This is a genomic window from Oceanomicrobium pacificus (genome assembly GCF_009833495.1).
Classification (GTDB): Bacteria; Pseudomonadota; Alphaproteobacteria; order Rhodobacterales; family Rhodobacteraceae; genus Oceanomicrobium; species Oceanomicrobium pacificus.
Window position 1 is genome coordinate 93,968 of the sequence record NZ_WUWG01000002.1, and the last position, 14,429, is coordinate 108,396.

A 14,429-nucleotide genomic window follows, 5' to 3' on the forward strand; every position below is an offset into this window, starting at 1 on the left:
TGCACGGGCGCGGTTCAAGAAATCTTGCCTTTTCTTCGTGCCGGTTCGCGCTAGGCTTCGGGCAAGGACCCGCCACCCGTCTCTGCCCACATGGAAGGAGTAGCCCTATGCCTGCCCGGAAAACTCTCGCCTATGCCGCCACAGCCGCTTTGCTCGCGGCCCCCGCAACAGGTTCCGCCGAGGGGGTCGCGGACACGATCTACACCGGCGGGCCGATTGTCACCATCGACGATGATGCGCCGACCGCCGATGCGGTCGCGGTGCGCGACGGCACCATATTGGCCGTTGGACCGCTGGCAGAGGTGATGGCCCATCAGGGCGACGGGACGGTGCTTTTCGACCTTGACGGGCGGGCCATGCTGCCGGGCTTTTTCGACAGTCACGGCCATGTGCTTTTCGGCGGGCTGCAGGCCATGTCGGCCAACCTCCTGTCACCGCCAGATGGCGAGGTGACGGATATTGCAAGCCTGCAAAAGACCCTGTCCGACTGGATGGCGGACAATCCGGACACGCTGGAGAAGGTCAATCTTGTCATCGGCTTCGGCTATGACAATGCGCGGCTTGCGGAATTGCGGCACCCCACGGCTGACGATCTCGATGCCGTTTCCACCGACATTCCGATCATCATCATTCACCAGTCGGGGCATCTGGGTGCGCTCAACAGCGCGGGACTTGCGGCAGCCGGCATCACCGCCGCCACCGAGAACCCGCCGGGCGGGGTGATCCGCCGCAAGGATGATGGCAGCCCCAATGGCGTGGTGGAGGAATATGCATTCTTCAATGCGTTCATGCCGCTTCTGGCCGATCTCGGGGCCGAGGGACAGTTGGCCTTTGCCAAGGCCGGCGCCGAGATGTGGGCGCGGTTCGGCTATACGACAGGGCAGGATGGCCGCTCGTCGGGTGCCTCCGTCGATGCGCTGCGGCAGGTCGGCGCGGCAGGTGATCTGCCCATTGATGTCGTCGCCTTTCCCGATGTTCTGGCCGATCCTCAATCGATCGAGGGCCATGTCACGCGCAATTACGAGAACGGCGTCCGCGTCGGGGGCTGCAAGGTCACGATCGACGGCTCGCCGCAAGGGTTCACGGCCTTGCGCGACCGGCCCTATTATGATCCGGTCGGCACCTATCCGCCGGGCTATCTGGGTTATTCTGCGATCACCGCCGAGCAGCTTCAGGACGCGGTCAACTGGTGTTTCGAGCGCGACTACCAGATCCTGACCCATGCCAATGGAGAGGGCGCGATGGATATGCTGATCGGTGCTATCGGTGCAGCGCGCGACGCCTATGGCGACAAGGACACACGGCCGGTCATCGTCCATGGACAGTTCATGCGCGAGGATCAGGTCGACAGTTTCCAACGGCTCGACGTGTTTCCGTCGGTCTTTCCGATGCACACCTATTACTGGGGCGACTGGCACCGCGACCATACGGTCGGGCCGGAGCGGGCCGACAATATCTCGCCCACCGGCTGGATCCGCACGCGCGGCATGATCTTCGGCAGCCACCATGACGCGCCTGTGGCGTTGCCCAATTCCATGCGGGTGCTTGCGGCAACCGTGACCCGGCGCACCCGTTCGGGCGACATTCTTGGCCCTGCGCAGCGGGTCGACGTGCTCACCGCGCTCAAGGCGATGACGCTCTGGCCCGCCTGGCAACATCACGAGGAGGACCGGAAGGGCAGTATCGAGGTCGGCAAACAGGCGGATTTCGTGATCCTGTCCGACGATCCGACGGCGGTCGATCCCGAAACGCTGGCCGATCTTCAGGTGCGGGTGACGATCAAGGCGGACAAGGTCGTCTACGAGGCTGATGATGCGACGAAGGAGGGCCATCTCGATACGGGTCCGGTCCTGCGGAGCCCAGCGGCTGCGCATAATCTGCTGCACATCCTCTATTCGGGGATGAACCCGACCTGAGGCGGGATTGGCAGCCGATCACGATCCCGCGCGGTCGGCTGTTGCGCGGCCATTGGTCCGGCTATCCTGTCCGGAACGGCGTTTGACGCCATTTCGCGACAGGTCAGGGGAGTCGAGATGCAGAAATCCAGTTTGAACCGCCGCACCCTTCTGGCTGCTGCAGGTGCGACGGCGCTTGTCGCCGGGCCGGCGCGGCTCCTGACACCGGCCATGGCGTCCGGGCGGTTCGCCCCGACGGAGACGATGCGCGGCGGGGCCAACAATTACATGCCGAACGCACCTTTTGTGGACCGGCTTGGCAAGGGGTTCCTGATGTCAGGTCGCGTGATGCGCGCCGGAGACGGGGCGCCGCTTGGCAATATCCGCATCCAGATCTGGGCCGCAACCACGCTTGGCGGGGAGCGCGAGCCGCGCAACCATGGCAGCGTGCTGACCGGACCCGACGGGCGCTACCAGTTGGAGATGGAACAGATCGTGCCGAATTTCGGACAGCCGCATGCGCATCTGGCCTATGATGATGGCGCCTTCAGGACCGTGTTCCTGCGCCCGGTCATGCCCAGCCCGAAGGACACATCCCTGACCGCCGATTTCATCCTCGATCCGGCCTGACCTCCCGAGGATGGCCGGTCCGGACGATCAGCCGAAAACGGGCGGCGCAGGGGTGCGGGCGGGCCGCGTGGCCGGATTGGGTCTGCTGCTCCTGCTGACGGTGCCCATCCTCATCGCGGCGGCGAGCCCGCTGCAATCCTATCGCAGCATTGCCTATGTCAGCGGCAGCCTTGCCGGCGTCACTGCGCTCATGCTGCTGATCGCGCAGCCGCTGCTCGCAGGTGGCCTCTGGCCCGGGTTGACGCGCGCGGCGACCCGCCGCTGGCACCGGCGGGCCGGGGGCGTGCTCGCCGCTTCTGTGCTGGTGCATGTGGGCGGCCTGACCATCGCGTCCCCCGCAGATGCGATCGACGCGCTGATGCTTGTCTCGCCAACGCCCTTTTCCATCTATGGCGTGACCGCGATGTGGGTCACGGTCCTGACCGTCCTGTTGGTGGTCCTGCGCCGCCGCCTGCCCGTCCGGCCGGTCACATGGGCGTGGCTGCACAACGGGCTGGCGCTCCTGCTCGTGGGTGCCACGGTCGTCCATGCGATGATGATCGAGGGGACGATGGGGCCAGTGTCGAAAGGTCTGGCCTGTGCCGCCGCGCTTGTCGCGGGGACAGGGATCATCGCCTATCTGCGGGTCTGGAGGACACTCCGGCACCGCGCATGAGACGGGCGGCCAAACAGGCCGCCCGATCCTGTAGAAACCTCCGGTTCAGACCAGATAGGTCTCGAAATGTTTCAGCGTCCGCTCCCATGCGAGCATGGCCGCGGCTTCGTCATAGCGGGGCGTGGTGTCATTGTGGAACCCGTGATTGGCACCGGCATAGATATGCGCCTCATAGGTCTTGCCATTGGCCTTCAGCGCTTTCTCGTATGCCGGCCAGCCCGCGTTGATCCGCTCATCCAGCTCGCCATAGTGGATCAGGAGCGGCGCCTGAATGGCGGGCACATCTTCGGCTGCCGGCTGCCGGCCGTAGAAGGGAACCGATGCCGCCATGTCCGCATAGGCCACCGCGAGCGCGTTGCAGACCCCGCCGCCATAGCAAAAGCCGACAGCGCCCACCTTGCCCGTTGACCCTTCATGGCCGACGAGAAATTCGTAAGCCGCGAAGAAATCCTCCATCAGTTTGGCCGGGTCGAGTTCGCGCTGCATCGTGCGGCCGTCATCATCATTGCCCGGATAGCCGCCAAGCGGCGTCAGCCCGTCCGGCCCGAAGGCCAGATATCCGGCCTTGGCGGTGCGGCGGACCACGTCTTCGATATAGGGGTTGAGGCCGCGATTCTCGTGGATGACGAGCACGGCAGGCAGCTTGTCCGTCGCGCCGGCCGGTTTGGCCATCAGACCGCGGATTGTGCCATGCCCGTCCGGGCTTTCATATTCGGCCACCATCGTCTCGATCGACGGATCGTCCGGAGCCACCTGCTGCGCGAGCGCATAGTTCGGCTGCAGGCTTTCCAGAATGGCGGCCGCCGTCACGCCCGCAGCGGCATAGCGGCTGGCATTGGTCAGGAATTCGCGTTTCGTCATCTTGCCATGCACATAGCCGTCGAACAGTTCAAGGATATGCGGGTCGAAGTCGGAGGCTTTCTTGCGTTCCATTCTTATTCTCCTCGGGATGATGTGAAACGGGTTGTCACTCGGAATCGATCGTCCGCAGGAAGGCTTCCAGATCGGACGCATCCGCCGGCGACAGGCCGAGCGGCACAAGGATGTTTTCCCCGTCAGCATGGAGCCGCTCCGGATCGATTGTCGAGTAATGCGCGATCACGTCACCCAAAGTTGATAGCGACCCGTCATGCATATAGGGCGCCGTGCGCGCGACGTTGCGCAGGCCCGGCACCCGGAACCGACCGAAATCGGCATGGCTGTCGAGAACAGAGCGCACCGCCCATGCACCGGTGCGGTCGGGGTCATCGCTCCACGAACCATCAAGCGTGTATGGGCTTGCGCGCAGGAGTGTCAGGCCGCGATGCCGCCCCGGATCGACGCCGCCCTGCGGCAGGAAATAGCCCACCGCCGCATCGTGAAACTCGCCATTGGTGAAACGCGGTCCGCTGTGGCAGAGCGCGCAATTGCCCCGCCCGATGAAGAGTTTCAGGCCCCGCTGGGCGGCTTCGGGATAGGCTGCAGCGGCGGTCAGGTCCCCCGCGGCCAGCGCGTCGCGGAACCGGTCGAACGGGGTCGGACCGCTCAGGAGCGTTTCCTGATAGGCGGCAAGCGCCTTTGAGATGTCGATGGCGACGTCTTCCGGCGACCGGTACGCCAGAGGTCCGAAAAGCGTTTCATAGTCCGGCCGCCAGGGCGCGGTGCCGGCGGCCGTTTTCAACCGGCCGAAATCCATGTCCATCTCTTCTTCGTTCAGGAGCGGCAGCAGCGATTGCGACCAGAGATTGTCGCTCCGCCCGTCCCAGCCGAACCAGCGGTTGAACGCGACATCGACGAGTGCGGGACTGTTGCGCGGCAGGCGCCGCGCCTGCGCCGGCGTGGCGCGGCCGTCCTGAAACATCCGGTCGGGTCTGTGGCAGGTTGCACAACTGGTGGCCCCGTCGCGCGACAGGGCGGGGCTGGTGAAAAGGATCCGGCCGAGCGATATTGCGTCCCGGTTGCCCGAGAGCCGGTTGCTCGGATCCTGAGGGGGCGGCGGCGGCCATGGCCCGTGACGGAGCGTGGCGGCAATCTCGTCGGGATCGAGCAGCAGGCGGGGCGGTTCCGCCCCTGCACCCGTGGCCAGACAGAGCACCATCAGGAGTGCGGGCAGGGCGCGGCCTGTCATTCCGCCGTCACCTCCGCAGCATAGCGCCGGGTTTCTCCCGCCGCTTGCAGCACGGCCTCGATCCGCCAGAGCCCGGGCATGTGGAACAGGAGCCCGTCGATCCTGTAGGCTCCGGCCCCGTCCTGACGGATGGTCGGCCGGTAGTTCATGCCGTGCCCGTGCGCCGGCATGGTCGCGGTCACGTCCCGAAGCTCGCCATCCGCGGGGTTGCAAAGGACAAGCAGCGCGGCAAACGGGACGGATACGGGCGCCAAGGGCGTTCCCATGTCGAAAAAGACCGGTGTTTCCGTGCCGCTTGAGCGGAGGGCAATCGCCCCGTCGGGCGGTACACATGCAGCCGACGCAGCGCCTGCCTGAATGACGGCGCCAAGCGACAGGGCGATAGCAGGGCAATGCCTCACTGTGCCGCCTTCAGCATCGCGGCTGCATTTTCGTGGGCGATCCGTGCGGCCAGTCCGTCAGGCAGATCCGCCAGCCATGAGCGTGAAAATTCCGCATGCGGCCCGATATAGTACCAGCGCTCGGGCGCGAACGTGTCGGTGCCGACCATGAACCGGTCGGGAAACTCCTCGAACGCGGCCCGCCAGTCGGGATCGACCTTGCCGTCGCGTGCCATGTCCGACCGGTAGGCGAGGTCCGACCAGAGCGCATCATGCTTTCGGAGCATCCCGCGGACCGCAGCCGGTCCGTCGAAGCCCGAATGCGCCCAGAGCACGCGTGCCTCGGGCCAAGTCTGGAAAATCAGGTCTATGGCCTCCGCGTCGGAATGGGCGTGCAGGAGCAGGTTCCGCTCCCGCGCCAGTTCGATCATGCGTTGGACGACGGGCGTGTTGATGTCTGTGCCGAACGCGTGAAATTCGCCGATCGCGCGGTAGGAAAAGCGCGAGAGGCGGTCCTCCAGATAGTCGATCACGGTCGGGTCATGCATCCAGGTCCCGATCTCGCCGCGCCGCCGGTAGGGGCGCAGCGCCGGAACAACAATGTCGGGTGCGGCCGCCAGAAGCCGCTGCGTGCCAGTGTCGTCCGAACTCGAGACGAGCGCGGCGACGACGCCGGCTTCCCGCAACAGACGCGCGGCCTCCTGCGGCGGCACGCGCTGCACGGCGTCGTGGCTGTAATGCACATGCGCATCGAATATCGGCAGGTCCCCGGCGGCGACAGGGGCGGGAAGGAATTTCGTGGCGATCAACGCGAGTGCGGCAAGGGCTGCGCGGATCGGGTATGTGCGTCTGTCGGACATGGTCTGGTTCCCCGCTTCTGTCTCTACCGGAACAGGATTGCAGAAAGCCGCGCCCGGGTCACTTTACCCTCCCGTCAACCTGCTACAGTCGCGGGGACGCCACGGGTTGACCGACGCTTGGTGGCCCGCATAGTGTAAACTTTGAAAATTTACGCGCGTAGCGATTGAAGGGCCGGAACCTGCCATGTCGAAGACCAAGATCCGCAACATGGAGGAGTTCTCGGCCATCTGCGGCATCTCGCGGCCGACCCTGTCCAAGTTTTTCAACGATCCGACCAGCGTCCGGCGCTCCACCCGCGCGAAGATCGAGGCCGCGCTCGAGAAATACGACTACCGCCCCAACATCTATGCGATGAACCAGAACCGGACCAAGACCCGCACGATCGGGATTCTGGTGCCCTATCTGGCCGACCCGTTCTTCTCCGAGATCGGGCGCGCGGTGGAACTGGCCTGTATCGAGGCGGGCTACAGTCCGCTCCTGCTCAGCTCCCACGGCAGCCGCCAGCAGGAAGTGGACAATCTCGATCTGTTGCGCGGGTTGAAGCCGGCGGGCGTGCTGCTTGCGCCGCTTGGCCGCGATTCCGACGCCGAGGTGATCCGCCGGTTCGGCCGCGATGTGCCGCTTGTCCTCTTTGACGCCAATATCGAGGATGCGGGCGAAGCCTTTGTCGGGTCGGACAATTTCCAGAGCATCGACCTCATGGTCGATTATCTGTGCCGGTCGGGCCAGCCGCCCTGTCTTTTCGAGATGAAATCGCCGGTGAACCCGAATGCCAACAAGCGCCGCGCAGCCTATCTGGACAGTATGGCCCGCCACGGTCAGACCGCGCATGTGTTCCAGGCCGACGGCACCGGTTGGGATTTCGAGGAGATCGGCCTTAATGCGGGCGGCAGGATGCTCGCGGATGGGGCGTTTCCCACCGACACGATCCTGTGCAGCAACGACCGGCTGGCGATTGGGATGCTGTCGGCCGCCTTCGGCCTGGGTATCCGTGTCGGTCACCGGGAGGGGGCGGCGCTGCGCGTGGCGGGTCATGATGACCACCCGTTCGCCCGTTACACCGCACCGCCGCTGACGACCATCGCGCAGGACTATTCTGCCATTGCCGCCCGCGCGGCCTCGACGCTCTTTGCCCTGCTGGATGGCGGAGACCATACGCCATCGCGAGAGGAAACGCTTTTTGACGGCCGGTTGGTGATGCGGGATTCGGCATGAAGGACAGGGTATTCGCCGCGCGCACCAGTTAAAATTAACGCGCGTAAAATTTTAATTGACTTCGCGTCAGCCGACTGACTAGATTTTCCCATCATCCAGCCAAAGGGGGGAATCAGGATGTCTTTGAGGAAATTGCTTGCCGCTGCGACGGCACTCACGGTCGCCGGTGGCACCGGGGCATTCGCCCAGACCATCACCATCGCGACCGTCAACAATGGCGACATGATCCGTATGCAGGGATATACGGACCAGTTCACCGAAGCGACGGGGATCGGCGTCGAATGGGTCACGCTGGAGGAGAATGTTCTGCGCCAGCGCGTGACGACCGATATCACCACCAAGGGCGGCCAGTTCGACATCATGACCATCGGGATGTACGAGACGCCGATCTGGGGGGCGAACGGCTGGCTGGTGCCGCTCGACGATCTGTCGGACGAGTATGACGTGGGTGATATCCTGCCGGCGATGGCAGGTGGCCTCAGCCATGACGGTACGCTCTATGCTGCGCCCTTCTACGGCGAAAGCTCGATGATCATGTATCGCACCGACCTGATGGAGCAGGCGGGGCTGGAGATGCCCGAGGCGCCCACCTGGGAATTCATCGCCGAGGCGGCCCGCGCAATGACCGACCGCGAGAATGACATCAACGGCATCTGCCTGCGGGGCAAGGCCGGCTGGGGTGAGGGCGGTGCCTTTATCACCGCCATGTCCAACAGCTTCGGTGCCCGCTGGTTCGACGAGGACTGGAACGCCCAGTTCGACCAGCCGGCATGGGCCGAGACGCTGAATTTTTACGTCAACCTGATGAACGATGCCGGCCCTCCGGGCTACTCGACCAACGGGTTCAACGAGAACCTCTCGCTCTTCCAGCAGGGCAAGTGCGGCATGTGGATCGACGCGACTGTTGCGGCATCCTTCGTGACCAATCCCGACGAATCCACCGTAGCCGACAAGGTCGGGTTCGCGCTGGCGCCGGATAACGGTCTCGGCAAGCGTTCCAACTGGCTCTGGGCCTGGGCACTGGCCATTCCCGCGGGCACCCAGCAGGAAGCCGAAGCCAAGCAGTTCATCGAATGGGCAACCTCGAAGGACTATATCGCGCTGGTGGCGGAAAATGAGGGTTGGGCCAACGTGCCGCCGGGTGCGCGCACCTCGCTCTACGAGACGCCCGAATATCAGGAAGTGCCGTTCGCGCAGATGACGCTCGACTCGATCCTGTCGGCCGATCCGAACAACCCGACCGTCGATCCGGTGCCCTATGTCGGCATCCAGTTCGCGGCGATCCCGGAATTTGCGGGCATCGCCACCGAGGTGAGCCAGGAATTCTCCGCGGCCTATGCCGGCCAGCAGAGCGTCGAAGAGGCGCTGGAGAAAGCTCAGGCGCTGACCAACGACGCGATGGAAGCCGCCGGCTACCGCTGATCGCGTAAAACCGCATATCCCGGGGGCGGCCATGCGTCGCCCCCGGGGACCCCGCTCTCCGGCCCTCACACCAGATATCCCGAACGTCTCAAGCGGCTGCGCGCCGTGCGACAGGAGAAGACCCATGGCCACCAAGGCATCCAGATCTGCCGCTCGCGTCATGATGGCCCCGGCCGTGGTCCTGCTTCTGGGCTGGATGCTCGTCCCGCTGACGATGACGCTTTTCTTCTCCTTCAAGAAATACCTGCCGCTGCGCGGTGACTCGCTGGAACGTGGCCTCGACTGGGTCGGTTTCGACAATTACATCCGCTTCGTATCGTCGAGCAGTTTCTGGCCGAGCGTGCAGACCACGCTCATCATGGTGGGCGGCGTGCTCGTCATCACGGTGGTGCTCGGCATCCTGCTTGCCATGCTGCTCGACCAGCCCTTCTGGGGGCAGGGGATCGTGCGCATCCTTGTCATCGCACCCTTTTTCGTGATGCCGACCGTGTCCGCGCTGGTGTGGAAAAACATGTTCATGGACCCGGTGAACGGCATCCTAGCGCATCTGTGGCGCTTCTTCGGGGCCGAACCGGTCCTGTGGCTGTCCGATGCCTCGCTCGCCTCGATCATCCTGATCGTGTCCTGGCAATGGCTGCCCTTCGCGACGCTGATCCTGTTGACCGCAATCCAGTCGCTCGACAGTGAACAGCTGGAAGCGGCCGAGATGGACGGCGCGCCGCCGCAAAAACGCTTCTGGTTCATCATCCTGCCGCATCTCAGCCGCGCCATCACCATCGTGATCCTGATCCAGACGATCTTCCTTCTGTCGATCTTCGCGGAGATTTTCGTCACCACCGGAGGGGCCTTCGGCACGCGGACATTGACCTATCTGATCTTCCAGCGGGTGGTGGACAGCCAGAATATCGGGCTCGGCTCAGCCGGCGGTGTCTACGCCATCATCCTCGCCAATATCGTTGCGATCTTCCTGATGCGCATCGTCGGCAAGAATCTGGACGCCTGAGGGGGGAGCGGAGCCATGGCACGAGCAACATCGACGCAGCGCAAACTCGGCACAACACTCCTGGCCTGGGCCGTTGGACTGCTGATCTTCTTCCCGATCTACTGGACGATCCTGACGAGCTTCAAGACCGAGGCGCAGGCCATTTCCGACCCGCCGGTCTTTCTTTTCTTCGACTGGACGCTGGAGAATTACAGCATCGTGCAGGAGCGGTCGGACTATATGCGCTTCCTGTGGAACTCGGTCATCATTGCCGGCGGCTCGACGCTTCTGGGCATCCTGATCGCCGTGCCTGCCGCCTGGTCGATGGCGTTCGTGCCCTCGAAGCGGACCAAGGATATCCTGCTCTGGATGCTGTCGACCAAGATGCTGCCGGCCGTGGGCGTGCTCTATCCGATTTCGCTCATTTTCGTGGAGTTCAACCTGCTCGACACGCGGATCGGTCTGGTGATCGTCCTGATGCTCATCAACCTGCCGATCATCGTCTGGATGCTCTACACATATTTCCGCGAAATCCCCGGCGAGATTCTTGAAGCCGCGCGGATGGACGGGGCGTCGCTTGGCAAGGAGATCCTCTATGTGCTGACGCCGATGGCGGTGCCGGGCATTGCCTCCACCATCCTGCTCAACATCATCCTTGCCTGGAACGAAGCCTTCTGGACGCTCAACCTCACCGCCGCCAATGCCGCGCCGCTGACCGCCTTCATCGCCAGCTATTCCAGCCCCGAAGGGCTGTTCTTCGCCAAGCTTTCCGCCGCTTCCACGATGGCCATCGCACCGATCCTGATCCTTGGCTGGTTCAGCCAGAAACAGCTGGTGCGCGGCCTGACCTTCGGCGCCGTCAAATAGGACCTCGGACCCATGGGACAGATCACTTTAGAAAATGTGACCAAGAGCTTCGGGTCGACGGAGGTCATTCCGCCGCTCGACCTGACCATCGAGGACGGGGAATTCTGCGTCTTTGTGGGTCCGTCGGGTTGCGGGAAATCGACGCTTCTGCGGCTGATCGCGGGGCTGGAGGATGTCACATCGGGGCAGATCCTGATCGACGGGGCAGAGGCGACGACGACCCCGCCCTCGAAACGTGGACTGGCGATGGTGTTCCAGTCTTATGCGCTCTACCCGCATATGTCGGTGCGCAAGAATATTGCCTTCCCGATGCGTATGGCGAAGATCCCGGCCGAGGAACAGGAGCGGCGGATCGAGGCGGCGGCCAGGGCGCTCAACCTGACCGACTATCTGGACCGTCGGCCGGGGCAGCTTTCGGGCGGCCAGCGCCAGCGTGTCGCGATCGGGCGCGCCATCGTGCGTGAACCGGCGGCCTTTCTTTTCGACGAGCCGCTCTCCAACCTCGACGCGGCCCTGCGCGTGGGCATGCGGCTCGAGATCAGCGAGTTGCACGAGCGGCTCAAGACCACGATGATCTATGTCACCCACGATCAGGTGGAGGCAATGACCATGGCCGACAAGATCGTGGTGCTGCGTGCGGGCCATATCGAACAGGTCGGCTCGCCGCTCGACCTCTACCGGGCCCCGCGCAACCTCTTCGTGGCGGGGTTCATCGGTTCGCCGAAGATGAATTTCATCGAAGGGGAGGAGGCCGCGCGCCGCGGCGCCGCGACCATCGGCATTCGGCCTGAACATATCGCTGTCTCGACCGACAGCGGACCGTGGGCGGGCACCGTCAGCGTGTCGGAGCATCTCGGGTCGGACACGTTCTTCCATGTGCAGGGCACCGGTCTGGCCGAGACCATCACCGTGCGCGCGGATGGCGAGGTCGGGTTCCGGCATGGCGACCGCATCCACCTGACACCTCGTGACGATGTGATCCATAGGTTCGATGAACAGGGGCTGCGGATCGCATGACACGTCTGGCTGGAAAAACCGCACTCATCACCGGCGCGGCCCGTGGGATCGGGCGCGGCTTCGCGGAAGCCTATCTGCGCGAGGGCGCCCGCGTGGCCATCGGCGATATCGATCTTGAACGCGCGCGCGAAACCGCCCGCGAACTTGGGCCGGAAGCGCTGCCGCTGCACATGGATGTAACCGATCAGGCCAGTATCGACGAAGCCGTGGCCGAAACGATCGGCCAATTTGGCCATATCGACATCCTGATCAACAATGCCGCCCTCTTTTCCGCCGCCCCGATCGTGGAGATCGAGCGCGCCGACTATGCCCGCATTTTCGATGTGAATGTCGCGGGCACGCTCTTCACCCTTCAAGCAGTGGCCCGTCACATGGTCGCGCGGGGCAAGGGGGGAACGATCATCAACATGGCCAGTCAGGCCGGACGGCGCGGTGAGCCGCTGGTCGCCGTCTATTGTGCCACCAAGGCGGCGGTGATCAGCCTGACCCAATCGGCGGGCCTGAACCTCATTTCGCACGGGATCAACGTCAACGCGATCGCGCCCGGCGTCGTCGATGGCGAACATTGGGACGGGGTTGATGCGTTCTTTGCCAAATATGAGGGCAAGGCACCGGGCCAAAAGAAGAAAGAGGTCGATGCCGGCGTGCCCTTCGGGCGTATGGCCGTGCCCGATGACCTGACCGGCATGGCGATCTTCCTCGCCACCGAGGAGGCCCGCTACATCGTCGCGCAATGTTTCAACGTGGATGGCGGCCAATGGATGAGCTGATCCCGCTTCGCGACGCCCGGCTGGGCGACCTGTCCGTGCCGCGCCCCGGCTATGACCGGTCGCGGCTGAAACCGGGCATCGTGCATATCGGGGTTGGCAATTTCCACCGCGCGCATCAGGCCTGGTATCTGCACCGGCTGATGCAGGATGGCCAGGCACTCGACTGGGCGGTGCTTGGTGCTGGCGTGCGGGACTATGATGCCGCGATGCGCAGCCGCCTGCGGGCGCAGGATTGCCTGACGACACTGGTGGAACTCGGGCCGGACAGCATCTCGGCAGAAGTGACCGGCGCGATGGCCGACTATCTGCCAGTAGAGGCGGACAATGCGGCGCTCGTTGCCGCAATGGCCGATCCGGCGATCCGGATCGTGTCGCTGACCGTGACCGAGAGCGGCTATTTTGTCGATCCGTCCAGCAAGCGGTTCGATGCCGACCATCCAGATATCCGCCACGATATCGCGCACCCCGGCACGCCCCGCACGGCCTTCGGCGCAATGGTTGCCGCCCTGTCGCGGCGGCGGGCGGCGGGGCTTGGGCCGTTCACGGGCCTCAGCTGCGACAATCTTCAGGGCAATGGCGATATCCTGCGCCAGACGATCCTGTCTCTGGCCGGCGCGACGGATCCAGAACTGGCATCGTGGATCGAGAGCCGGATGACTTTTCCCAACAGCATGGTCGACTGCATTGCCCCGGCCACCGGACCGGCGGAATTGGAGCTTGTGCGCGGCTTCGGGATCGACGATGCGGCACCGGTCACCCACGAGCCGTTCCGCCAATGGGTGATCGAGGACCGGTTCTGTGCGGGCCGGCCGGATTTCGACCGCGTCGGTGTCACATTCTCGGACGATGTGCACGCCTATGAGACGATGAAGATCCGCATCCTGAACGGCGGGCATCAGGTGGTCGCCAATGCAGGCGAACTGCTCGGGCTCGACACGATCACGGAGGCCATGCAGCACCCGCGGATCGCGGCGTTCTTCGGCAAGGTGCAGGCGGAGGAGATCGCGCCGACGGTGGCCCCTGTTCCGGGGCGTACGCCGGAGGCCTACGTCGCGCTCATCACCGAACGTTTTGCCAATCCACGGATCGTGGACACTGTGCGCCGCGTCGCCTTTGACGGCTCCGCCCGCCATGCCGGATTTATCCTGCCGGTGATCGAAGATCGGCTGGCCGCGGGCGGGACTATCGCAGGGCTGGCACTGGTCGAGGCCATCTGGGCGCGCATGTGTGCCGGCACGCGTGAGGACGGGTCGGCCATCGAGCCGAACGATCCGCTCTGGACGGACCTGACGGAAGCCGCGGCGGCGGCCCGGTCGGACCCGTCCGTCTGGCTGGCGCAATCGCGGATTTACGGCACGCTCGGCCGCGAACGCCGCTTTGCGGAAGCGTTCGATGGCTGGCTGAACCTGATCTGGTCGGAGGGCTGCTCGGCCGCGCTCGACCGCTATACCAGTCCGCGCTGACTGGACCGTCAGGCCGCAGCCCGCCCTTGGTGGTTGGCTGGCAGCGGGACGACGGCATCCGGTAGGGGCATCCGCGCGGGACTGGACGGCGCATGGGCCGTGACCTGCTTCCGAGGGCAGGCCACGGCCCGCGCCGGCAGACAAGAGAAAGCCGCCCGCCGGGCA

The 14,429-nt window shown here is 64.5% G+C and carries 14 protein-coding genes; 10 read left to right on the forward strand and 4 right to left on the reverse strand.

Annotation, left to right across the window (positions count from 1 at the left end; all coding sequences use genetic code 11):
* The first annotated feature begins 107 nt into the window (after positions 1–107).
* The 3 genes from GSH16_RS06475 to GSH16_RS06485 all read left to right on the forward strand — a co-directional run bounded on the left by GSH16_RS06475 (position 108) and on the right by GSH16_RS06485 (position 3,180).
* Positions 108–1,916, forward strand: a complete 1,809-nt coding sequence (locus GSH16_RS06475; RefSeq protein ID WP_160853230.1) for an amidohydrolase — start codon at positions 108–110, stop codon at positions 1,914–1,916.
* A 117-nt stretch (positions 1,917–2,033) separates the two neighbouring features.
* Entirely contained in the window at positions 2,034–2,525 is a 492-nt protein-coding gene (locus GSH16_RS06480; RefSeq protein WP_160853232.1) for a peptidase associated/transthyretin-like domain-containing protein, read from the forward strand.
* Positions 2,526–2,535: 10 nt separating this feature from the next.
* Entirely contained in the window at positions 2,536–3,180 is a 645-nt protein-coding gene (locus GSH16_RS06485) for a ferric reductase (protein ID WP_235913056.1), read from the forward strand.
* Between the two features lie 45 nt (positions 3,181–3,225).
* Here the strand turns inward: GSH16_RS06485 and yghX are convergent, their stop codons facing one another.
* The 4 genes from yghX to GSH16_RS06505 form a co-directional block, all read right to left on the reverse strand.
* Positions 3,226–4,113, reverse strand: a complete 888-nt coding sequence (gene yghX / locus GSH16_RS06490; RefSeq protein WP_160853234.1) for a YghX family hydrolase — start codon at positions 4,111–4,113, stop codon at positions 3,226–3,228.
* Positions 4,114–4,147: 34 nt separating this feature from the next.
* Positions 4,148–5,287, reverse strand: coding sequence for a cytochrome-c peroxidase (locus GSH16_RS06495; protein ID WP_160853236.1), 1,140 nt, complete (start codon positions 5,285–5,287; stop codon positions 4,148–4,150).
* A complete protein-coding gene (locus tag GSH16_RS06500; RefSeq protein ID WP_160853238.1) occupies positions 5,284–5,553 on the reverse strand; it encodes a hypothetical protein in 270 nt (89 codons plus the stop codon). Before GSH16_RS06500 ends, GSH16_RS06495 begins: the two co-directional genes overlap by 4 nt.
* A 131-nt stretch (positions 5,554–5,684) precedes the next feature.
* Positions 5,685–6,527, reverse strand: coding sequence for a TatD family hydrolase (locus GSH16_RS06505; protein WP_235913057.1), 843 nt, complete (start codon positions 6,525–6,527; stop codon positions 5,685–5,687).
* A gap of 184 nt (positions 6,528–6,711) precedes the next feature.
* On the opposite strand from GSH16_RS06505, the gene GSH16_RS06510 reads away from it, so the two are divergent.
* The 7 genes from GSH16_RS06510 to GSH16_RS06540 all read left to right on the forward strand — a co-directional run bounded on the left by GSH16_RS06510 (position 6,712) and on the right by GSH16_RS06540 (position 14,264).
* The gene (locus GSH16_RS06510) at positions 6,712–7,743 is read left to right on the forward strand and encodes a LacI family DNA-binding transcriptional regulator (protein WP_160853240.1); all 1,032 of its coding nucleotides are present in this window, start codon (positions 6,712–6,714) and stop codon (positions 7,741–7,743) included.
* 117 nt (positions 7,744–7,860) lie between these two features.
* Complete coding sequence (locus GSH16_RS06515) at positions 7,861–9,165, forward strand: ABC transporter substrate-binding protein (protein ID WP_160853242.1); 1,305 nt, start codon at positions 7,861–7,863, stop codon at positions 9,163–9,165.
* Positions 9,166–9,289: 124 nt separating this feature from the next.
* Positions 9,290–10,168, forward strand: a complete 879-nt coding sequence (locus GSH16_RS06520; protein WP_160853244.1) for a carbohydrate ABC transporter permease — start codon at positions 9,290–9,292, stop codon at positions 10,166–10,168.
* Positions 10,169–10,183: 15 nt separating this feature from the next.
* Positions 10,184–11,014 (forward strand): carbohydrate ABC transporter permease, encoded by an 831-nt coding sequence (locus GSH16_RS06525; protein WP_160853246.1) that lies wholly within the window; start codon positions 10,184–10,186, stop codon positions 11,012–11,014.
* A gap of 12 nt (positions 11,015–11,026) precedes the next feature.
* A complete protein-coding gene (locus GSH16_RS06530; protein WP_160853248.1) occupies positions 11,027–12,031 on the forward strand; it encodes an ABC transporter ATP-binding protein in 1,005 nt (334 codons plus the stop codon).
* A complete protein-coding gene (locus tag GSH16_RS06535) occupies positions 12,028–12,801 on the forward strand; it encodes an L-iditol 2-dehydrogenase (protein WP_160853250.1) in 774 nt (257 codons plus the stop codon). Before GSH16_RS06530 ends, GSH16_RS06535 begins: the two co-directional genes overlap by 4 nt.
* Positions 12,789–14,264: a mannitol dehydrogenase family protein gene (locus GSH16_RS06540; RefSeq protein WP_160853252.1), complete on the forward strand. Its 1,476-nt coding sequence runs from the start codon at positions 12,789–12,791 to the stop codon at positions 14,262–14,264. Before GSH16_RS06535 ends, GSH16_RS06540 begins: the two co-directional genes overlap by 13 nt.
* The last annotated feature ends 165 nt before the right edge of the window (positions 14,265–14,429 follow it).